The organism is Erythrobacter sp. JB3-1 (genome assembly GCF_057364995.1).
Window position 1 is genome coordinate 3,010,418 of record NZ_CP200289.1, and the last position, 21,428, is coordinate 3,031,845.

Genomic DNA, 21,428 nt, shown 5'->3' on the forward strand with positions numbered 1-21,428 from the left:
ATTCCACCAGAAGCTGCACCCTTTCATCCGCGTTCACGGATCTGTTTCAAGGATATCGGGAAAACAACGCTTTGGGCAAGCCCTATGGGCCCTCCTCACCGCGCGATACGTGCAAAAGGGCGCGCATTGCGCACCCCGGGGCGGCGCTAACCGCCCATTTGCAGGAAGCGTTCCTCGCGGGTCCGGATTAGAGTTTCGCTGGGCAATTCGACCAAAGCGTCCAGTTCTTTGCTGATCGCCTTGCCCAGGTTCGCTGCTGTCGCGGCTGGGTCACGGTGCGCGCCGCCAACCGGCTCCTTTACGATCCGATCAATCACGCCGAGGCGCTTGAGATGCTGCGCCGTCACTTTCATCGCTTGCGCTGCTTCGGGCGCCTTATCCGCCGTTCTCCACAGGATCGATGCGCAGCCTTCCGGCGAAATCACCGAATAAACCGCATGCTCCAGCATTAAGACCCGTTCTGCGCTGGCCAAGGCGACCGCGCCGCCAGAACCGCCCTCGCCCACAATCACGGCGACCATCGGCACGGGCAACGCCAAACACGCCTCTGTCGAGCGCGCGATTGCTTCTGCTTGGCCGCGCTCTTCCGCCTCGACACCGGGAAATGCGCCCGATGTATCGACCAAAGTCACTACCGGCAGACCGAAGCGTCCGGCCATTTCCATCAGACGGATCGCTTTGCGATAGCCCTCAGGTTTACCCATGCCGAAGTTGTGCTTGATCCGGGTTTCCGTGTTGTGCCCCTTTTCATGCCCAATCAGCATGATCCGGCGGCCGTTAAGTCTCGCAAAACCCCCGATTATCGCATCATCATCGCCGTAATAGCGGTCTCCACCCAGCGGCACGAAATCATCAAAGGCATGCTCGATATAATCACGCAAATGCGGGCGATTGGGGTGCCGCGCAACTTGTGTCTTTTGCCACGGCGTCAGCGAGGCATAGGTCGTTGCGAGCAAATCGGCGCTCTTGGTTTCGAGGCGCGTAATCTCGCTCGCGATATCCACTTCATCGTCTTCTGACGCGCTGCGCAATTCGGCAATGCGCTCATCAAGCTTGGCAACGGGTTTCTCAAATTCGAGGTAAGCAGTCATAAAATTGCGCTAGTCCGATGTGCCGCGGGTGGCAAGCGGGTGGCGCGAATTGACCAGAGCCACGAGCCTGGCTGCGTCCACATGGGTGTAAATCTGAGTGGTGGCGATATCGGCATGGCCAAGCAATGTTTGCAGCACACGTAGGTCTGCCCCGCCCTCAAGCAGATGCGTCGCAAACGCGTGTCGCAGGACATGCGGACTGATGCCCTTGGGGTCTAGCCCAGCGCGCGCTGCCAGTTCTTTAAGCAGTTGGAACAGCCTCACTCGGCTGAGATGTTTGGCGCCGCGCGAGGGGAACAGATGGCGAGGCTCTTGCGGGCGCACTTCCAACCATGCCGACAAAGCCTCCTGCGCTCGCTGACTGACGGGCACCATCCGCGCCTGACCGCCCTTGCCCATGACCGTGAGGAACGGCGCATCACGCGGAACCGCGCTAAGCGGTAGCGAGACAAGTTCAGTCGCGCGTAAGCCCGATCCATAGAGCAGTTCCAATAGCGCCAATTGCCTGACCCGGTCAGGCTTGCCGCTCTCTGCCTCCATTTCAGCTCGGTCGAACAATGCCGCGATATCATCGTGCGAGAGCACTTTGGGCAGCGGTCGACGCGTTCGCGGCTGAGGCAAGGCGCCAGAGGGATCATCCTCGCGCCACCCCTCGTCCAGCGCAAAGCCAAAGAATTGCCGAACCGCAGAGGTTTTTCGCGCGACAGTCGATGGCGCGAGGCTGGCCCAAACGCCGGCAAGCTTCGACACATCACCTCGGCTCGCCTTAGCTAAATCGCCAATCTCTTCCTCCGCGCCGCTCAGATCGCGCGCATAAGCAGACAAAGTGTTCGGCGCCGCGCCACGCTCCGCCGCCAGCATATCGAGAAAGGCTTTTGTCGCGGCTGACATTGTCTCAGCGCTCCGGCCTTAGCCGCGCGCAACCGCCTCCGCAGCGATCATGCGTGCCTCTGCGCCAAGCCCGGCTGCGTTTAGCGCAGACACGATATGATAGAGGTGCCGGGGCGTCATTTGTTCCCAGCTTTCCCCCTGCATACCAAGCCCAGCGAGCAAGGATACGAGAGCTTGATTTTCGACCTCACCAGCGCGGGAGATCATGCGAGACCATTTGCTCTGGCGCCCCAAATCAAGGCTGAGCTCGTCCTCATAGGCCGAGCGATCCGCACTGCTGATCCGGCCTAGCCCTGCAAGGCCAGCGATGAGAAACTGAGATTTGCGCTGCCGAGCGCTGGCATCATTGCCAACAAACTCGCTCAATTCATCAGACGAAGCGGGCACGCCGCGTTCTGCCTGTGACAGCACGATCAAAGCCCAGCCAAGGCTTCCGCCCGGCACCACTTCGGCCCAGGCGAGCGCGTCACGGTCCAGCCCAGCGGCTAGCATCGATGCAATCAGCGCGCCCGATTGGTCTGCCAAGCTGCTGTTGGCGGGCATGCGCGCCGCCGCATATGCGGTCATGACATAGCCGCTGTAATCCGCGATCGCGCCGCCTTCCGAGGGTTCGCCCCAGATCGCTTGCATCGCCGCCAATCGCGCGGATGGATCGCCGCCAACATAGGCCTCGCGCAGGCGGGTCGCGGTGTCTGCCACCTCGCCAGTGATATTATCGTCAGCGTATATCTGGCTGTAGAGCCCAACCATGGCGGAGGCGGACAAAATGCCTTCACTGCTGGCGCGAGCGGCATATTTCGCCCGCTCTCCCAAAGCCACCATTGCCCCAATTGCGGCGGCGCGGTGATAATACGCGCCCGCTTCTTCAACCAGCGCCTCTGGCACCGGCTCACCAACAGCATTGGCCAAGGCGAAGCGCCATGGGTTGAGGTCTTCCACCCCTTCCCAATCCACATCAACCGCCCTTCGGCCGCTGCCCGCAGCGCCCGCGTATCGGCGCGCCAGCAGGATATCGATTTCCGGGGCGATGGAATTGTCGAGCGCACGGTCAAGCTGCGCTCCAGCCAGAGCGCTTTCGCCAGCATAGGCGTTGCAGATCGCCTGCCACATGACCCAGCGCGGATCATCGCGTTCTGAGCCTTGCAAGCGAACCGCTGGACACGCGCCGACGAAATCAGATGTGGCAACATAGGATTGCAGCGCCGCCGTCGTCAGCGGCGTGTTCCAATTGCCTGTGTCGACGTCTTGCACCAAAGCGCGGGCCGCTGCGAACTCGCCCAAGCGATTGAGCAGACCAGCGCGCAAGGCAGCAAATTCCACCGGGTTCATACCCTCGGGCGTCTCAAGCCGGCTCACCGCCGCACGGCGCAGCAAGATATGACCCCAGCGCGAAACCAATTGGCCCTTGGTCCCATCAAGCGCAGCGCGAACCAATTCGGCCGGTTGATTGGCCAGCGACGCGGTGGGCAATCCGCCTTCCTCTTCGCTCAGCACGCCAACTTGCGTGAGCGCCCGGCGGGCAGCAGGCGGTATATCATAGCGCGGCTTCAGACCGAGCAAGTCGTCGAGCTCGTCAGTCGACATACCCTCCAGCTCGGCAACGGTCGGCAAATTGCCCAGCGCGTCACTCGAAATGCTCGGCACAGGCGGCAATTCCCCGCCTCCAGGTAGTGGCGGCGGCGCGACCGGCCCAGTGGGCACAGGGCCGCTTGGCCCGCCCGGGCTCACACCCGCTGGCGGCGGAGGGGGTGGAGGCGGCGGCGGAGGTGGCGGAGCCGGATCGTCAAAGCCTGGCGGCAGGAGCGATTCCGGCGCATCTTGCGCGCCTGCATAGCCAGCAGCGAGAGCGCCCGTCAGGACAGCCGCGCCCATTGCTGCGGCAACAACATGCGTGCGCTTACCAGCAGGCGGGCTTGGAACACCGCGCGTAATCTTCAAACCATGCATCACTGCGCCTCCGGCACATTAATTTCTTGCACAATCGGATGCAGCGGTTCCTCACCGCCATCAACCCATGCCAGCACTATCACCGCAATTATCACCGCTATCAAATACCATTTCCAGCGCCCGCCGCCACCGGGGCGCCCCGCCGGTTTCTCCATAGGTCTAATCGTGCCATGTGTGCGAGCCATATTGCACGCGCCCTACCCCATCTATAGGCCATGCGGCAATGACTGAGCAGCCCGTTACAAACCACGATGATTTTGCCGCCGAGATTGCGCGTATAAAGCGCAAGACCGCACACCCCATTGTGCTGGTCGGATTGATGGGTGTTGGCAAATCCACAGTTGGGCGAAGGCTTGCCAGCATGCTCTCGCGCGATTTCGTTGACGCTGATGATGCGATTGAAGAGGCCGCCCAGCGCAAAATCTCTGAGATTTTCGATGAGTTTGGTGAGGCATATTTTCGCGATGGAGAGCGGCGCGTCATTGCTAGATTGATGGAGGAACACTCCGGCGTGATCGCAACCGGCGGCGGCGCCTTCGTCGATGATCAAACGCGCGCTTTGATTTTGGACAAGGCAATTGCGGTTTGGATCGATTGCGATATCGACACTCTGGTGGAGCGGACGTCGCGGCGCAACACGCGCCCGCTGCTGCGCACTGGCGATCCCAAGGAAATTCTGACGCGCCTTTATAATGAGCGCGAACCCTTCTACTCGCAGGCCCAAATCAGGGTCCAAAGCATGGACGGCCCGCATAACGACGTGGCCCACCGCATTATCGAGGCAATAGACCAATGCATGTAATTCCAGTTGAACTGGGTGGGCGCAGCTACGATGTCACCATTGATCATGGACTGTTGAGTGATTTCGCGCGCGTCGCTGAGCCCTTTTTCAAGAGTTATGGCGCAGCCGGAAGCGCTCCGCAGCGCGCAGTGCCATTTGTTGCCGATACAGCCACCAAGCGGATTTACGGCGATGCCATCGAGCGCTCGCTTCAATCGGCAGGCTTTACCGCTGACTGGTTTGTGGTTGAGCCAGGGGAAGGCGCGAAAAGCTGGGGTGTGCTTGAAAAGCTAACCGATTGGCTGCTCGAGCTTGGCATTGAGCGCGGGGACAATGTCTGTGCGCTCGGCGGAGGAGTTGTTGGCGACCTTACCGGATTTGCCTGCTCTGTGCTTAAGCGCGGTTGCGGATTCGTGCAAATTCCCACCACACTGCTTGCACAAGTGGATAGCTCGGTTGGCGGTAAAACTGCGATCAACACCGGGGCGGGAAAGAACCTGATCGGGGCATTTCATCAACCGAATGCTGTGTTGATCGACCCAGAAACACTCGCCACTTTGCCGCCGCGCGAGATGGGCGCAGGCTATGCCGAAGTGCTGAAATACGGCCTGTTAGGCGATGTAGAATTCTTCGACTGGTTGGAGGCAAATGGCGCCAATGTGATCGCCCGCGAGCCAGAGGCCCTCACCCACGCTATAGCCACTAGTATCCGATCCAAAGCGCGCATTGTCGCCGAGGACGAACGTGAGCTTTCCGGCAGGCGCGCTTTGCTCAATCTGGGCCACACATTCGGGCACGCTTTGGAAGCAGAAACCGACTTTTCGCAGGAACTGCTCCACGGTGAAGGCGTCGCGCTCGGCATGGTGCTCGCCGCCCGCTATTCCGCGCGGCGCGGACATTTCAGCATGGCGGATGCTGACCGTGCCAAACGAGCGCTGGAGAATGCAGGCCTCAGATCAGAAATCAGCGAACTAGGCCTATCGTGCGGCGGAGCAAAGCTGGTCGATCACATGAGGCATGACAAGAAAATGGCGGGCGGCACGCTGCCATTCCTGTTGCTCAATGCGATTGGCGAGGCCTTTGTCGCGCGCGATGTCGACCTGGCCGATGTTGCTGTGTTTTTGGATGAACAGTTGGCTGCAGGCTAACTGAGAGCGGAGCCTCAGCCCCGCGTGGGCAGCTTCGCGACCTTATCTGGCAGTCCTTCAAGCGCGGCCTTGATCCGCTCTTGCTCGATCAGCATGGCGTCGTGCTCTGCGAACAAACGCTCTATGTCGGCCCGCCTTTTTAGCAGCGTGTGTGCGATTCCTGGCGCGAGGCTTTCGCCATCGCCGATCTGTCCAAGCAAAGCCGCCAAGTCACTGCACGTCGCCTCATCAGGCGAGCGAAAGTAGTGGCCTTTGCTGTCAAAAAAACCTGTGCCTTGCTTTGCCATTTCGACCCCCGAATGGCCCCGCTGATTCGGGACGAGTTCAAAGATTGCCAGCATTCTTCCGATTGGCCAGCGAATTCGAAAGATTGTCGTATTCCAACAAGTGCCACGTCCGAATTTGGCACAACCAAACCAGACTTGTTTTACAAAATTGGAATAATCTTGCGTAAAACAGCAAAAGAAATGGTAAGTTTCTTAAAACGCAACACCGCGATTGCATGACGCGGTGACGCTCTATTCAAGCTCCAAGATCACTGCATCCACTGCCAAGCTCTCGCCTTCGGTCGCATTCACCTTAGCAATTGTGCCTTCTTTTTCAGCGCGGAGGATGTTTTCCATCTTCATCGCCTCAACCGTGGCCAAGGGTTGTCCTGGCTGCACTTCGTCGCCCTCGCCCACGTGCAGTTTCACAAGCAGGCCGGGCATTGGGCAGATCAGCATTTTGGAAAGATCCGGCGGGATCTTCTCGATCATATGGTCAGCCAGAGGAGCGATGCTCGCAGGCAGAACAAGCGCATCATGCGACGCGCCGCGCGTAGTGATCCGCCAGCGCACACCGCTGCGTTCAATCTGAATACCGATGCCATTCTCGCCCGTGACCTCGGCGGAGCGCATGCCAGGCACCCAATCCCAAGTCCCGCGAATCGCCACGCCTTCGATCGCCGCGCCGCCTTCTTCCAGCAGCACCTCAAAAGTCCGATCACCGATCTTCACCGACCAATCAGAGGGCGGATTAGGCATTTTCGCCATCTGTCCAGAAATCTGCTGAGCGCGCGTGCGTTCGGTGAATTCCGCCCCGGCAAAGAGCGCCGCAAGCTGGCGCATGAATGCCTCATCCGCAGGCGCGCCTTCAAAACCGTCGGGATATTCTTCGGCGATAAAGCCGGTCGTCAGCTCGCCAGAGCGAAACCGCTGATGCTGCATAATCGCGCTAAGAAAATCGACATTGTGCCCCAGCCCCTTGAGCCGGAAATTGTCGAGCGCCTTGATCTGTTTGTCCGCCGCTTCATCGCGTGTCTCGCCCCATGTGATCAGCTTCGCGATCATTGGATCGTAGAACATCGAAACCTCGCCGCCTTCATAGACGCCGTCATCGACCCGCACACCGTCAACACCGCGCCGGCCATTGGCGCTGCCGTCATCAGTCCATCCAGCAAGCGGAGGCCGATATTCAACCAAGCGCCCCGTGCTGGGGAGGAACCCGCGATAGGGGTCTTCGGCATAGACTCGGTTCTCAATCGACCAGCCTTCAATACCGATGTCATCCTGCGTCATCGCCAATTCTTCACCAGCGGCCACGCGGATCATCTGTTCGACCAGATCAATCCCCGTGATCGCCTCGGTTACGGGGTGTTCGACCTGCAGGCGGGTGTTCATTTCGAGGAAGTAGAAGCTCTCCCCTGTCGGATCCGCACCGCTGACAATCAGCTCCACTGTGCCGGCAGAGTGGTAATCCACCGCCCGCGACAGAGCGACCGATTGTTCGCCCATGGCTTTGCGCATTTTCGGCGTAACGAAGGGCGACGGCGCTTCTTCCACGACCTTTTGGTGGCGGCGTTGAATGCTGCACTCACGCTCGTTCAGATAGAGGATATTGCCATGCTTATCGCCCAATATCTGGATTTCGATATGGCGCGGGTTTTCGATGAATTTCTCGATGAAGACACGGTCATCGCCGAAGGAATTGAGCCCTTCGCGCTTGGTGGCTTCAAAGCCTTCGCGCACGTCCTTTTCGGACCATGCGAGGCGCATGCCCTTGCCCCCGCCGCCAGCGGACGCCTTCATCATCACCGGATAGGTAATCTCGTTCGCGATCTCGACGGCATGATCCGTGTCGCGGATTTCGCCAACGAAGCCCGGCACTACGTTGACGCCCGCTTCCTTTGCGAGCTTTTTCGATTCAATCTTGTCACCCATCGCCGCAATCGCGCCCGCTGGCGGACCGATGAACGCGATGTTCTCCCTCGCAAGCGCTTCGACGAAGCTCGCCCGTTCGGAAAGAAAACCATAGCCGGGATGCACCGCCTCTGCGCCCGTTTCCTTGCAAGCCGCAATGATCTTTTCCGGGATCAGATAGCTCTCCGCAGCCGGCGCAGGCCCAATATGCACCGCCTCATCCGCCATTTTCACAAATGGCGCGCGCGCATCCGCATCGGAATAGACGGCGACTGTCGCAATCCCCATCCTGCGCGCAGTCTTGATAACTCGGCAAGCGATTTCACCGCGATTGGCAATCAGTATCTTGGAAAACAAATTTGGCCCCCTAGCGTGAAGAATAATGACAAGCGCTATGCCGTCTCGAGGCGCGCCAAGCAAGACGGCGCCAGTATCACCCTAAGCAGGACTGTCTGCAAGCGAGCGTAATTCCTGTGTTCGCGCTTCGGTTAGGCTGGTCTTACAGGTGGAAACGAGCAGCGGCTCCATCGAGCCACCACGCGCGACATATCCCTCCACCCGGCAATGCGCATCGCGATACTTCAGCCAAGCGCGCTGCGAGGCAAGCAGACTGTCAAAATAGCCAGGGCGCTCGTCCCAATCGGGTTTCCAGCCTTCATCGCGAGATTTCATCACAGACGAGGTGATCGCCCATTGCTCATTGAGCTTTTTATCCGCGGCTAAATAGTCATTGAGCGCGCAGATATTCATCTCTTGCTGAATGCCTTGATCGGCCTTTTCTTGGTCGCAAGCTGGGACGTAATCAGCCTGGAGTAGCAGGAAGAGAGCGTAAATCATGTCTGGTCCTTTCGCGCGGCAAATGCGCTGAGGCTCGCTGCATAATGCGGCGCGCCTCTGCGGTCACCCTCATTCGCCAGCAGGGTCTGAGCCGCCACCGCTAGCCGAGCGATATTGGCCTCACTCAGCGCGCCAAGCGGTTCGACGTAAATGCCAATGGTGAACAGGATTACGCCGGTTTTCGGCAGGCGGCGCAGGGTCTGCCGCTCCGAGCGGACAAACAAGGTTTCGCCAGCATTCTCGGGCGAGACATGGGCAAAGGCGATTGGTGCAGGCTTGTCCGCGAGCCAGCGCTTCTCCCCGTCGGCGCGACAAACCAATTGCAGCGGCCATAAATTTGGCCCGGATGGAGCTTCGCCATAAAGTGATCAACCCCGCTCGCCAGTTGCTCTTCATAGCCAGCAATAGACGCATGCAGCGCGCGCAGAGGAAGCCCCATTTTGTCGGCTGGACGCCAATCGCTCGGCCACGCCACCGCCGTTCCGATCAAGCGATAATGCTCTTCGCCATCAAACTGTGTGAGCAAGCACATGTCCTCATGATGCGTCATTGCCGCCTCGATAAGGCCGCCTTTGAGGCCCAGCATCGCGGCCAATTCTTGTCCCGGCTCCAGGGCCTTTGCCGTCAGTTGAGCGCCTTCTGGAAATTCTGCGAAGCTTTTGCGCCTCGCGGCGGTGTCAGGATTTGGTTGGAGCCAATTGTCTTCGGAGAGTTTGCTAAGGCTCATCTTGAGCTGCCCGCCTCCGCGTGCCTTGGGCAGAAGCTCATCGACGGAGAAGCCGAGGGTCACTCGAACGTCGATCTATCGACGGCATTTCGTTCACTTCGGCGAACCAACCAAGCGCAAAAAGCGAACGAGATTACAAAGAGAATTGCCACACTCAGAGCAAACCAAACCCACGCAAAAGGCCCATCACTCAATGGGCCGGGCAAATCGAATGACATGGCCAGCACTGTAGTGATGAATTGCGCCACATAGCCCGCAACATACATCAAGCCTGTCAAAAGCACGGCTGCAACATATGTGAGCTTTCTCACTCCGCGGGCTCACTCACTTTACACGCTCTCAACGGCTCCTCTTGCTTGAGCGCCGTCAGTCCCAGCTTCGCAAACAGCGCCCCATCGCTGTCATCGCCCGCATTGGGCGCAGTCAGCAGCTTGTCTCCGGTAAAGATCGAATTCGCGCCCGCGAGGAAACACAGAGCCTGTGTCGCCTCGCTCATGCTCTCGCGTCCAGCGGACAGCCGCACCATGCTCATCGGCATCGTAATCCGGGCCACAGCAACGGTGCGGACGAACTCAATATCATCGATCTTGGCGAGCGGCGTGTCCGCCAGCATATCGCCCAGCACCGTGCCCTTTACCGGTACTAACGCGTTGACTGGCACGCTCTCAGGATGGGCCTCCAAAGTCGCCAAAGTGTGCACGAAGCCGACGCGATCCTCGCGCGTTTCGCCCATGCCCACGATCCCGCCAGAGCAGACATTGATCCCAGCATTGCGAACGTGATCGAGCGTTTCGATCCGCTCATCAAAGCCGCGCGTGCTGATCACGCGCTCGTAATATTCCGGGCTGCTGTCGATGTTGTGATTGTAATAATCGAGGCCCGCCTCGGCCAGCATATCCGCCTGTTTCGGGGTCAGCATGCCGAGCGTCATGCAGGTTTCAAGACCCATCTCCCGCACGCCTTTTACGATCTCGACAATTGCGGGCATGTCGCGGTCTTTGGGATTGCGCCAGGCGGCGCCCATGCAGAACCGCTGACTGCCGTGATCCTTTGCCTGAGCCGCGGATTGCAGGACAGCCTGCACATCCATCAGCTTGGTCGCCTCTACCCCGCTATCCGCATGCACAGACTGACTGCAATAGCCGCAATCCTCGGGGCAACCACCGGTCTTGATCGACAGCAAAGTGCACAGTTGCACCTGCTCTGGCGGATGGTTTTCGCGGTGAGTGCTCGCTGCCTGAAACAGCAGCTCGGTAAATGGCAGGTCAAACAGGCCCGCAATCTCTTCGCGGGTCCAATCGTTACGTATCGGGGTCACTTATCTTACCTCACGGGTATAGGCTTGGAGCTGCGCAGTGCGCGTATCGGTCATTGAAATCATGCAGCCATTTTTGATTTCCGGCCAATCGGCGGAGCTGCCCTGCTGTGGGCCAGCCATCGCCGCGCAATGAGCCTCGCGAAAGCGGGTCCATTGCTCTTGCGCCTCGGTCAGCAGGCTGAGGTCGGTCATCGCAATATCAATCTTGCCGCGGCGCCTATCGTTAGAAACCGCCTGAGCAGCGGCATCGCTGAAGGCATTGTCGAGGTTCTCTTCCGCTTCGCCCAAATCGAAGAAGGAGCATGCGTTGACAGCCACCTGAACGCCCGCCGTTGCGGCCTCTCGGTCGCAGCCATTCACCCCGATAAGACCGGTTGTGCTGGCCAAAAGTGCGATCCACATCATTGTGAAATTTCCTTGGTAATTGATCGAGTCCAGTCGGGACAGACTTCAGTCATCTGAAATTGGGTCTGCGCTTTTCAAAGAACGCCGCAATGCCTTCGCGGCCATCCCCGTCAGCGTTTTTGGCAATACAGCGCCCTTCAAGTTCAAGATGCGTCTCAAGCGTGTTGTCAAGCGAGGTCCGCAAGAGATGCCTGGCGTCCGCATTCGCGGCAAGTGAACCGTCCGCCAGCTTTTCGCATATGGCACGCGCCGTTTCAAACGCTTTACCTTCCTCACTCACTTGGGTGATCAGGCCCCATTCGGCGGCTTCTTCCGCGCTCAAAACCCGGTTCGTCAACGTCAGATCTTGCGCGCGGCGCATTCCGATCAGGCGCGGCAGAATATAGGTCGATCCGCCATCAGGACTAAGCCCCGAAGTGGTATAGGCCATGGTGAATTTGGCGCGCGGTTCCGCTACCACAATATCGCTGACCAAGGCCATGCTAAAGCCAGCGCCAGCCGCGGTCCCTTCAATGGCTCCCACCATCGGAGCGTCCATGCGCGCAAAGTACGAAATCGCACGGTGTAGTTCATCGGCCAGCCGCTTGACGGCATGGCCGATGTCTTGATCTTGAGAACGGATATATTGCAGATCACCACCCACGGAGAACATCTTACCCTTGGCAGAGAACAGTACGGCGCGCACATCCGACCGCGTATCGCATTGCCGCGCGGCGTCTGATAGCTCTTCGCCCAAGCGAGGGTTTATGGCGTTGCCTGCGTCCGGCCGGTTCAGTTCAACATGCGCGATGCCGTCAGCCACGGAGAAATTTACGGTCGGTTCGCTCACTCAGCCGCCTCCTCAAGTCCCTCGCCTAATGGCGGCATATTGTGGCCGAGCAGCGTCAGAATATCGGCTGCGCATTCGACCACGTTGGAGCCTGGACCATAAATGCCCTGCACGCCCGCTTCACGCAGGAAGTCATAATCCTGCGGAGGGATGACGCCGCCTGCGGTCACTTTGATATCCGCGCGGCCAGCCTCTTTCAGCAGGTTGATAAGCTCCGGGATCAAGGTCTTATGCCCTGCGGCGAGCGAGCTTGCCCCGATCACGTCAACATCATGCTCCAGCGCCATATCGCGCGCCTCTGGAGGGGTCTGGAACAGCGGGCCGCTGATCACTTCAAATCCCATATCGGCAAAGGCCGAGGCGATCACATTGGCCCCGCGATCGTGCCCATCCTGCCCCATCTTCGCGACCATAATGCGCGGCTTGCGGCCGAGCCGACGCTCAACCGCCGACACGCCGTCCGTCACCTGCGCCCAGCGCTGGTCGAATTCATAGGCGCTGGCATAGACACCGCTAACCGGCTTTGGCGTCGCATCATGGCGACCAAACACCTGCTCCATCGCGGATGAAATCTCACCAAGCGTCGCATCGTGGCGAGCCGCCTCAACGGCCAATCCAAGCACGTTGCCACCCGAAGTGCAGCCGGCCGTGAGCGCTCTGAGCGCCGCCTGACAAGCGACTTCATCGCGGTCAGCGCGAACTTGTTTCAGGCGCTCGATTTGGCCCGCACGGACCTTAGCATTGTCGATATCGAGCGTTTCGATCTGCTGCTCTTCGGCCAGCTGATATTTATTCACCCCGACGATCACGGTTTCGCCCTTGTCGATCCCGGTCTGTTTCTCCGCCGCTGCGCGCTCAATCGCTGCCTTGGGCGCGCCCGTATCGACATAGGCGGTCATACCGCCCGCTTGGTCCACTTCGGCAATCAGCTTTTCCGCTTCGTCCACCAAGGTAGCGGTCAGCGCCTCTATGTAATGCGAGCCGCCGAGCGGATCGACGACATTGGTGATGCCGCTTTCCTCTTGGAGGACCGGCTGCGTATTGCGCGCAATGCGGGCAGAAAAATCGGTTGGCAGGGCAATCGCCTCGTCAAGCGCGTTGGTGTGCAAGCTTTGCGTCCCGCCCAGCGTAGCAGCCATCGCCTCCACCGTGGTGCGGATGACGTTGTTGTACGGGTCTTGCTCTTGCAGCGACACGCCAGACGTCTGGCAGTGCGTGCGCAGCATTTTGGAGCGTTCGGACTGAGCGCCAAGATCATCCATTGTGCGATACCACAGAGTCCGCGCGGCGCGCAGCTTCGCAATCTCCATGAAGAAGTTCATGCCGATGCCGAAGAAGAACGACAGCCGCCCTGCAAACGCATCAATGTCCAGTCCGGTCGCCATCGCGCGTTTCACATATTCCTTGCCATCGGCAATGGTGAAGGCGAGCTCCTGCACCGCCGTCGCTCCGGCCTCGTGCATGTGATAGCCCGAGATCGAGATGCTGTTGAACTTCGGCATGTTGGCGCTGGTGTAGCCAATGATGTCCGACACAATCCGCATGCTCGGCTCTGGCGGATAGATGTAGGTGTTGCGGACCATGAACTCTTTTAGAATGTCGTTCTGGATCGTGCCTGAGAGTTTGCCCTGGCTCACACCCTGACGCTCTGCCGCGACGATGTAAAACGCCATCACAGGAATCACCGCGCCATTCATCGTCATTGAGACAGACATGGTGTCGAGCGGGATCTGGTCGAACAACACTTGCATATCCGCCACGGTGTCGATCGCGACGCCAGCCTTGCCAACATCGCCGACGACGCGGGCATGGTCGCTGTCATAGCCGCGGTGGGTGGCGAGATCGAAGGCCACCGATAAACCCTTTTGCCCCGCCGCCAAATTGCGCCGGTAAAACGCATTCGATTCCTCGGCAGTGGAAAAGCCTGCATATTGCCGGATGGTCCAAGGACGCCCAGCATACATGCTCGCCTTCACTCCGCGCGTAAACGGCGCAAAACCCGGCAGGCCGGGATCGAAATCTGCATGATCTTCGCCGGTATAAAGCGGCTTGATCGCAAAGCCTTCTGGCGTTTGCCACGTGAGATCACGGCCTTTGGACTCTTTGTCCGCAAGCGCTTTCCAATCGGCTGAGTTTGGTTTTTCAGTCATAATCTAACAATATCCGTTCAGGCTGAGTCCGTCGAAGCCCTGCTTGTTCTGTCGCACAAGGTTAGAGGAAAATGCGGCCCTTCGACAAGCTCAGGGCGGATGCTTTGAAGGTATTACGCCCCTTTAAACTCTGCCTTGCGCTTTTCGAGGAATGCCATGCCGCCCTCTTTTGCATCGTCGCTCGCACCGGCAATGCGCTGAGCCTCTGCCTCTTGGACAAACACCTGCTGGACTGTGCCATCAAGCGCCAAATTAAGGTTCTCTTTGATCATGCGGATGGCCTGGGTTGGACCATTGGCTAGCTTTTCTGCCAAAGCGCGCGCTTCACTCATCAACTGATCTGGCTCGACAGCTTTGTAAACCAGGCCCCACTCCTCTGCCTGCTCACTGCCGATTTTCTCGCCCAGCATCATCATGCGGGTTGCACGAGCGCGGCCAATCGCGCGCGATATCAGCCAGGTCGAGCCGCCATCAGGCACCAGGCCGATATTGACGAAAGCCTGAAGAAAATAAGCGGATTTGCTGGCGATGGTGAAATCCGCTGCAAGAGCGAGCGAGCAGCCAACGCCAGCCGCTGGGCCGTTGACCGCGCAGATCACTGGCACGGGCGCCCGCAGCACTTGGCTGATCGCAGGATTGTAGTGATTTTGAAGCGCCTTGTGGCTCCCGCCTCTAAGGTCGGCTTCGCTGCGGTCCCCGCGCGCAGATAGGTCCGCACCAGAGCAGAAGCCTTTACCCTCCCCGGTGATGAGAACCGCGCGAGCATCGCCGAGATCATAGAACACATCGCAAATTTCATCCGCCATTTCCGGCGGCATCGCGTTCAGACGATCGGGCCGGTTGAGAGTGATCGTCAGCAATGGGCCATCGCGTGTCACGCGGATTGTTTCGTAGGTCATCTATAACTCCGTTCGGGCTGAGCCTGTCGAAGCCCTGCCCTTCTTATGATCCGTCGCTCCAAAAGAAAGAGCAGCCCTTCGACAAGCTCAGGGCGAACGGTATGCACTCAATGATCGCCCTTAGGCGTTTCCATAATCTCGGTAAGCATGCCCTGCATATCTTTGGGATGGACGAAAAAGATAGGCGTCCCATGCGCCCCCGGGATGGTCGGGCCGAGGATGCGCTTGTCCTGCCCCTCAAACCACGCGCGCGCTTCGTCAATATCCTCGACCTCAAAACAGACGTGATGCTGTCCGCCCAAGGGATTTTTCGCCAGGAATGCGGTGATCGCAGTCTCACCGGGTGTCAGCTCTTCGATCAGCTCGATCTGAGTACCATCCATTCCGGAATGCGTCGGCGTATCCACAAACACGACCTTGAGCCCGCGATCTTCCAGAATGATCTCATCTGAGATCGAAGTCGCGCCCATCACATCGCGGTAATGCGCGATAGAGCCCGCGATGCTTGGCGTCGCAACGCCCACGTGATTTAAGCGGCCTAGTTTCATTTAGTAGCAATCCTCTATCAATGGCTCGATCTGACACATTTTCCCTTGCAGTAGTTCGATCACTGGGAAGAATAACGCATATAGCGTTAGCGCAACGCCAATGCCCACAGCCCAGCCGATCCATTTGTTCCAGCGATCAGCAGCTTTCAAACCGGCTACAAGCCCTCCGATCCAAGCACAATTTGTCAGAATAAGTCGAACAAGGGAGAACGCTTCAAATTCCAAACCCTCAATCACAGCGGAATATTATCATGCTTCTTCCACGGGTTCTCTAGCTGCTTACCCCGCAGCTTGCGCAGGCCGAGCGCTACCCTGCGCCGGGTTGAGTGCGGGTAGATCACCTCGTCAATATAGCCGCGCGATGCCGCCACGAATGGGTTCGCAAAGCGGTCTTCATATTCCTTGGTTTTCTCAGCGATCTTTTCTGCATCGCCGCGATCCTCGCGGAAAATAATCTCCACCGCGCCCTTCGCGCCCATCACGGCGATTTCAGCGGTGGGCCAAGCGTAATTTAGGTCTCCGCGCAAATGCTTTGACGCCATGACGTCATACGCCCCGCCATAGGCCTTGCGGGTGATGATCGTGATCTTCGGAACAGTCGCCTCGCCGTAAGCGAACAGCAATTTCGCGCCGTGCTTGATGATCCCATTATGCTCCTGATCGGTCCCCGGCAGAAAGCCCGGCACATCAACCAATGTGAGGATCGGAATTTCAAACGCATCGCAGAACCGCACAAAACGCGCGGCCTTCTTCGAGGCATTTATATCAAGCACACCGGCAAGCACCATTGGCTGGTTGGCGACCACGCCCACGGTGCGCCCTTCGACCCGGCCAAACCCGCAAATGATGTTGGCGGCATGGGTGGGCTGAATTTCGAAGAAATCGCCCTCGTCCAGCGTCTTCGCGATCACCTCATGCATGTCATAGGGCTGGTTCGCATTGTCCGGGATCAGCGTATCGAGCGATGGCTCTTCACGGTCCCACGGATCGCTGGTGATATATTCGGGGGTTTCTTCGCGGTTGGATAGCGGCAGGTAATCGAAGAACTTGCGGGTCGCGAGCAGGGTCTCAATGTCGTTCTCAAACGCATTGTCAGCAACGCTGGTCTTGGTCGTGTGCGTCACCGCGCCGCCCAATTCCTCTTGCGTCACTTCCTCGTTCGTTACCGTCTTCACCACATCAGGCCCGGTTACAAACATATAGGAGCTGTCCTTCACCATAAAGATGAAGTCCGTCATCGCTGGCGAATACACCGCGCCGCCCGCGCATGGCCCCATGATCAATGAAAGCTGAGGCACAACGCCGCTTGCAAGCACGTTCTTCTGGAAAACGTCCGCATAGCCGCCAAGCGAGGCGACGCCTTCCTGAATGCGGGCACCGCCGGAATCGTTGAGGCCGATGACAGGCGCGCCGACCTTCATCGCATTGTCCATCACCTTGCAGATTTTCTCTGCATGGCGTTTCGACAAGCTTCCGCCGAAAACGGTAAAATCCTGGCTGTAAACATAGACCAAGCGGCCATTGATCGTGCCGCTGCCCGTGACCACTCCGTCGCCCGGAATCTTCTGATCCGCCATGCCGAAATCGACGCAATCATGCTCAACATAGGTGTCGAGCTCTTCGAAGCTGCCCTCGTCCAGCAGAACGTCGAGCCGTTCGCGCGCGGTCAATTTACCCTTGGCGTGCTGCGCGGCAATGCGCTTTTCGCCGCCGCCCAACTTAGCGGCATCTCTGCGGCGTTCCATCTCAGCAATATTGGCAGACATCTTGGTGCCCCTGCATTTGTTGTAGATTATGCTTAGGTCGTTGCCGCAGAAGCGCAGCAGCGTCAATCGGTCAAAACGGCAGAGTTATTCGCTTGGCGACAGCAGGTGAAATCGATTCCATCACGCGTAGGGCCTTCGTCATGCCGATATTCGCCTCGTCGCGGCCCTTCTCGATTGCTTCGACGATTTGCCGCGCGCATTCCCCGGCGGGCATTTTCTTCATCGGATTGCTGTGGTTCATTTGCGTGTCCACCACCGGAGGCAATGCTTCGATAACTTTGACGCGCGTGTCCTTCAACTGTTCGCGCAAGGCAAGAGTATAGAACCGCAATCCAGATTTGGTCGCGCAATAGATCGGCTGACGCGCGGCGGGCGCGATGGCAAGGCCTGAGGTAACATTGGCGATTGCCGCCTCAGGGGCGGACTGTAGTTTTGTCATGAGCCCTTCGATCAGGCGGATCGGCGCGTTAAGATTGGCGTAAATGCAATCATCCGCCGCGTTCGGATCAGGAGGGGTCTTGCGGAAATCATGGTCCACCAACTGCCCTGCATTGTTGATCAGGATATCGAGCTCCCGCTCGCCCCATTCCGCCAGCAAGGCGTCTACACCAGCGGCATTGGAGAGGTCGGCTAAGATGACCTCCAAGCCCTCCGCCTGCATTGCCGCTATCCGATCTGGATTGCGGCCGGTGAGCACGGCGTTCGCGCCTTTGGCTTTCAGTTGACGCGCCATTTGGCGCCCAATCCCGGCGGTGCCGCCAGTGAGCAATATCGTCTTGTTTTTAAGGTCCATGACGCGGAGCCTAGCGCGCCTATTTTAGCAGCACCAGCTCTTCCGCCATGCTTGGGTGAATGGCCGTGGTTGCGTCAAAGTCTGCCTTGGTCAGACCCGCCTTGATCGCCACCGCTGCGGCTTGAATAATCTCCGCGCTCTCCGGACCGATCAGATGCAAGCCCAAAACTTGGCCGCTCTTACCATCGCACACCATCTTATACAGGCCGCGCTCCATGCGGTCAGAGAACACGTTTTTCATCGGCCGAAAATCAGAGGTGTAGATCGCAACCTCTGCATAATGTTCCCGCGCCTCAGCCTCTGTCAGACCAACCGCGGCAATTGATGGCTGGCTGAAAACGGCGCTTGGGATGCAGGAATGATCGATTGTGCGCGGATTGCCGCCGAACAAGGTATCGGCAACGGCATGTCCTTCGCGAATTGCAACCGGGGTCAACTGCACTCGGTCGGTCACATCGCCCACCGCATAGACGCTGTTGCAGACTGTCTTCGAATGAGCATCGACCGGGATTTCGCCCTTTGGACCCAATTCGATACCCGCATTTTCAAGGCCCAAGCCATCGGTGTTGGGTTTGCGCCCGGTAGCGACCAGTACGTGATCAACTTCTTTCACTGTGCCATTGGTCAGCGTTACCGCTAGCGAGCCATCAGCGTTCTTCGTGATATTCTCGATTTGAGCGCCGAGTTGAATATCCATGCCGCGTGCCCGCATGATGGGGGGCAAGCGATCGACGATATCTTGGTCATAGGTTCGCAGGATCGTATCAGATCGATTCACCAGCGTCACATCACTGCCCAGCGCATTGAACACACCGGCAAATTCCACAGCGATGTATCCGCCGCCCATCACCATCAGGCGCTTGGGAAACTCATCGAGGTAGAATATCTCATTCGACGTAATGCAGTGCTCGTTGCCAGTGAACTCGGGCACCAATGGCCAGCCGCCCGTCGCGATCAGAAGATGCTTCGCAGTGATCTCTCGACCCGACGCCAATTTGACCGAATTCGGTCCAGTGATTTCCGCGCGTTCGTGGATTGCTTCAACCCCGGCATTGTCCAAGGTGTTGCCGTACAAACCTTCAAGCCGGTCTACATCTGAGTTCACGAAATCGCGCAGAACAGACCAATCGAAACTCGTCTCTCCCAGCGTCCACCCCTTGTGTGAGGCGTGATTCAATTCTTCGGCGAACATGCTGGCGTAGACCAGCATCTTCTTAGGCACACAGCCGCGAATGACGCAGGTCCCGCCAAAGCGATGCTCCTCTGCCACGGCCACGCGCGCGCCATGCGCGGCGGCTATGCGGCTGGCGCGGACGCCGCCGGACCCTGCTCCGATAGTGAAGAGATCGAAATCGTATTCGGCCATTGCGGCGATGCTCCCTTATGCTGGGCGCGATATGGCGACCCAGCGGGGACTTGCCAAGCGCGCAGACGATTTGAAGAGCTATTCGCGCATCAGCCCCGCTTGGTTACCCTTGCGAAGTGCGAGCGCCAGTGCGCCCGCCGCCGCCTGAACGACCACGGCCACCGCCTCCCGGACGACCACCACCGCCGCCTGGACGACCGCCGCCGCTGCTGCCACCCGGACGGCCTCCGCCACCCCCACCGCCACTGCGGTTCGGCCGGCCTTTGCGCGCACCGTGCTTTTGCTTAGGCTTGCCTTGTGGACGGCCATCGCCGCCGCCAGCGCCATCACTCTGCGGCTTTCCACTGCCGGAGCGCTGACCACCGAAGGGTTTTGGGCGAACCTTTTTCTTGGCAACACGGTTTTGACCGCGTGGCGCAGGCTTAGTCGGGCCAACGCCCTCTACAACGGCGCGGAAGTTTTCCGGCAGGTCTAGCCGCTCAAACTCAGCGTCGGTCGTGCGGGTAATGTCTTTGAGGTATGCGCGCTCATCCTCAGCGCAGAATGCGATTGCAACCCCGTCCTTGCCGGCGCGCGCGGTGCGGCCGATGCGGTGGACATATTGCTCTGGCACATTGGGCAATTCGTAGTTAATGACGTGGCTGACGCCCGGAATATCAATCCCGCGCGCGGCCACGTCGGTTGCCACGAGAACTGGCGTTTTAGCGCGTTTAAACTCGCTAAGCGCGCGTTCCCGCTGCGGCTGTGATTTGTTGCCATGGATCGCGTTGGCGCCAATGCCGGCTTGAGCAAGCTTCTTCACGACGCGGTCTGCGCCGTGCTTTGTGCGGGTAAAGACCAGCACACGCTCAATCTTGCCGGGCACCTCATGGCGGCCAGACAACACCATTTCGATCAGCGATTGCTTCTCATTTTGCTGCACCATGAAGAGGTACTGATCGATCCGCTCTGCCGTGCTCGATTCCGGAGTGACAGAGACCTGAACCGGGTTGTGACAATAGCCCTTCACCAGTTCCTTGATCTGCTTTGGCATGGTCGCCGAGAAGAATAGGGTCTGGCGCTCTTTCGGCACCAATTGGCTGATCCGGCGCAGGGCGTGGATAAAGCCTAAGTCGAGCATCTGATCCGCTTCATCGAGAACCAGGATTTCAACGCCGGACAGGTTGAACGCTTTTTGGTCGATCAGATCGAGCAAGCGACCAGGGGTCGCGACCAGGATGTCGGTTCCGCGATGCAGCTTGTTCCGGTCTTTATTGACGCTGGTGCCGCCGACGATTGAGTGGACTTTCATGCCCGCCATCGCGCCATAATCCTTGGCGCTTTGGGCGATTTGCCCGGCCAGCTCGCGGGTCGGCGCGAGCACCAACATGCGGCAGGATTTGAACGGGATCTGGTTGTCACTCTCGCGGAGCCGGTCGATGCTGGGCAGCATAAATGCCGCCGTTTTGCCGGTGCCCGTTTGCGCGATACCCAGCAGGTCGCGGCCTTCCAACACGGGCGGGATCGCCTGCGCCTGGATCGGGGTTGGCGTGGTATAGCCCTTCAGGTCCAATGCCTGAAGAATGGGCTGTGACAGGTCGAGGTCTTCAAATTGGACCGTCTGTTCAGATGAATTTGTCATTGATAATTCGCAATATATTTGCGGCGCGCAGAGGCTTAGCTCGCGCGGCGCGGGGGTAAAACCGCCCGCGTGAAAAGGGAAGTCTGTGAAATAAACCGAGGCGCGGCCGGGGCAGATTGTTTGGTCCAATC

The 21,428-nt window shown here is 58.8% G+C and carries 20 protein-coding genes and 1 pseudogene; 2 read left to right on the top strand and 19 right to left on the bottom strand.

The features are described 5' to 3' along the window. Positions 1–146: 146 nt before the first annotated feature. Genes AC0V6M_RS14380 through AC0V6M_RS14395 form a run of 4 tightly spaced genes read right to left on the bottom strand, consistent with a single transcriptional unit; the run spans position 147 to position 4,114 of the window. Positions 147–1,091 carry an acetyl-CoA carboxylase carboxyltransferase subunit alpha gene (locus AC0V6M_RS14380; RefSeq protein WP_486139467.1) on the bottom strand — a complete coding sequence of 315 codons (945 nt, stop codon included), beginning with the start codon at positions 1,089–1,091 and terminating at the stop codon, positions 147–149. A 9-nt stretch (positions 1,092–1,100) separates the two neighbouring features. Then, positions 1,101–1,982 (bottom strand): tyrosine recombinase, encoded by an 882-nt coding sequence (locus tag AC0V6M_RS14385; RefSeq protein WP_486139468.1) that lies wholly within the window; start codon positions 1,980–1,982, stop codon positions 1,101–1,103. 18 nt (positions 1,983–2,000) lie between these two features. Further along, on the bottom strand, positions 2,001–3,929 hold the full coding sequence (locus AC0V6M_RS14390; RefSeq protein ID WP_486139469.1) for a hypothetical protein: 1,929 nt from the start codon (positions 3,927–3,929) through the stop codon (positions 2,001–2,003). Next, positions 3,929–4,114 (bottom strand): hypothetical protein, encoded by a 186-nt coding sequence (locus AC0V6M_RS14395; protein ID WP_472644892.1) that lies wholly within the window; start codon positions 4,112–4,114, stop codon positions 3,929–3,931. Before AC0V6M_RS14395 ends, AC0V6M_RS14390 begins: the two co-directional genes overlap by 1 nt. Before the next feature lie 38 nt (positions 4,115–4,152). Between AC0V6M_RS14395 and AC0V6M_RS14400 the strand changes: the two genes are divergently transcribed. Together AC0V6M_RS14400 and aroB are read left to right on the top strand one after the other, a co-directional pair. After that, on the top strand, positions 4,153–4,731 hold the full coding sequence (locus AC0V6M_RS14400) for a shikimate kinase (protein WP_486139470.1): 579 nt from the start codon (positions 4,153–4,155) through the stop codon (positions 4,729–4,731). Then, the gene (gene aroB / locus AC0V6M_RS14405; protein WP_486139471.1) at positions 4,722–5,858 is read left to right on the top strand and encodes a 3-dehydroquinate synthase; all 1,137 of its coding nucleotides are present in this window, start codon (positions 4,722–4,724) and stop codon (positions 5,856–5,858) included. The genes AC0V6M_RS14400 and aroB overlap by 10 nt, the downstream gene beginning before the upstream one ends. A 14-nt stretch (positions 5,859–5,872) precedes the next feature. Here aroB and AC0V6M_RS14410 read toward each other — a convergent pair whose 3' ends face one another. The 15 genes and pseudogenes from AC0V6M_RS14410 to AC0V6M_RS14480 form a co-directional block, all read right to left on the bottom strand. After that, on the bottom strand, positions 5,873–6,145 hold the full coding sequence (locus AC0V6M_RS14410) for a hypothetical protein (RefSeq protein ID WP_486139472.1): 273 nt from the start codon (positions 6,143–6,145) through the stop codon (positions 5,873–5,875). A 231-nt stretch (positions 6,146–6,376) separates the two neighbouring features. Next, on the bottom strand, positions 6,377–8,395 hold the full coding sequence (locus AC0V6M_RS14415) for an ATP-binding protein (protein ID WP_486139473.1): 2,019 nt from the start codon (positions 8,393–8,395) through the stop codon (positions 6,377–6,379). Between the two features lie 81 nt (positions 8,396–8,476). After that, on the bottom strand, positions 8,477–8,875 hold the full coding sequence (locus AC0V6M_RS14420; protein ID WP_486139474.1) for a lysozyme inhibitor LprI family protein: 399 nt from the start codon (positions 8,873–8,875) through the stop codon (positions 8,477–8,479). Next, entirely contained in the window at positions 8,872–9,195 is a 324-nt protein-coding gene (locus AC0V6M_RS14425) for a heme-dependent oxidative N-demethylase subunit alpha family protein (protein ID WP_486139475.1), read from the bottom strand. The genes AC0V6M_RS14420 and AC0V6M_RS14425 overlap by 4 nt, the downstream gene beginning before the upstream one ends. 44 nt (positions 9,196–9,239) lie before the next feature. Continuing rightward, a pseudogene (locus AC0V6M_RS14430) lies at positions 9,240–9,602 on the bottom strand (heme-dependent oxidative N-demethylase subunit alpha family protein); the annotation flags it as partial. Positions 9,603–9,909: 307 nt separating this feature from the next. Further along, entirely contained in the window at positions 9,910–10,920 is a 1,011-nt protein-coding gene (gene bioB / locus AC0V6M_RS14435) for a biotin synthase BioB (RefSeq protein ID WP_486139476.1), read from the bottom strand. After that, entirely contained in the window at positions 10,921–11,325 is a 405-nt protein-coding gene (locus AC0V6M_RS14440; RefSeq protein WP_486139477.1) for a lysozyme inhibitor LprI family protein, read from the bottom strand. Between the two features lie 49 nt (positions 11,326–11,374). Next, on the bottom strand, positions 11,375–12,154 hold the full coding sequence (locus tag AC0V6M_RS14445) for an enoyl-CoA hydratase/isomerase family protein (RefSeq protein WP_486139478.1): 780 nt from the start codon (positions 12,152–12,154) through the stop codon (positions 11,375–11,377). Continuing rightward, entirely contained in the window at positions 12,151–14,304 is a 2,154-nt protein-coding gene (scpA, locus tag AC0V6M_RS14450; protein WP_486139479.1) for a methylmalonyl-CoA mutase, read from the bottom strand. The genes AC0V6M_RS14445 and scpA overlap by 4 nt, the downstream gene beginning before the upstream one ends. Positions 14,305–14,417: 113 nt before the next feature. Further along, positions 14,418–15,203, bottom strand: a complete 786-nt coding sequence (locus AC0V6M_RS14455; protein ID WP_486139480.1) for an enoyl-CoA hydratase-related protein — start codon at positions 15,201–15,203, stop codon at positions 14,418–14,420. Positions 15,204–15,310: 107 nt separating this feature from the next. Continuing rightward, positions 15,311–15,751 (bottom strand): VOC family protein, encoded by a 441-nt coding sequence (locus tag AC0V6M_RS14460; RefSeq protein ID WP_486139481.1) that lies wholly within the window; start codon positions 15,749–15,751, stop codon positions 15,311–15,313. A gap of 233 nt (positions 15,752–15,984) precedes the next feature. Then, positions 15,985–17,517 carry an acyl-CoA carboxylase subunit beta gene (locus AC0V6M_RS14465; protein WP_486139482.1) on the bottom strand — a complete coding sequence of 511 codons (1,533 nt, stop codon included), beginning with the start codon at positions 17,515–17,517 and terminating at the stop codon, positions 15,985–15,987. 70 nt (positions 17,518–17,587) lie between these two features. After that, positions 17,588–18,310 (bottom strand): SDR family oxidoreductase, encoded by a 723-nt coding sequence (locus tag AC0V6M_RS14470; protein WP_486139483.1) that lies wholly within the window; start codon positions 18,308–18,310, stop codon positions 17,588–17,590. 19 nt (positions 18,311–18,329) lie between these two features. After that, complete coding sequence (gene gorA / locus AC0V6M_RS14475) at positions 18,330–19,676, bottom strand: glutathione-disulfide reductase (RefSeq protein WP_486139484.1); 1,347 nt, start codon at positions 19,674–19,676, stop codon at positions 18,330–18,332. A 103-nt stretch (positions 19,677–19,779) separates the two neighbouring features. Next, entirely contained in the window at positions 19,780–21,297 is a 1,518-nt protein-coding gene (locus AC0V6M_RS14480; RefSeq protein WP_486139485.1) for a DEAD/DEAH box helicase, read from the bottom strand. Positions 21,298–21,428: the final 131 nt, after the last annotated feature.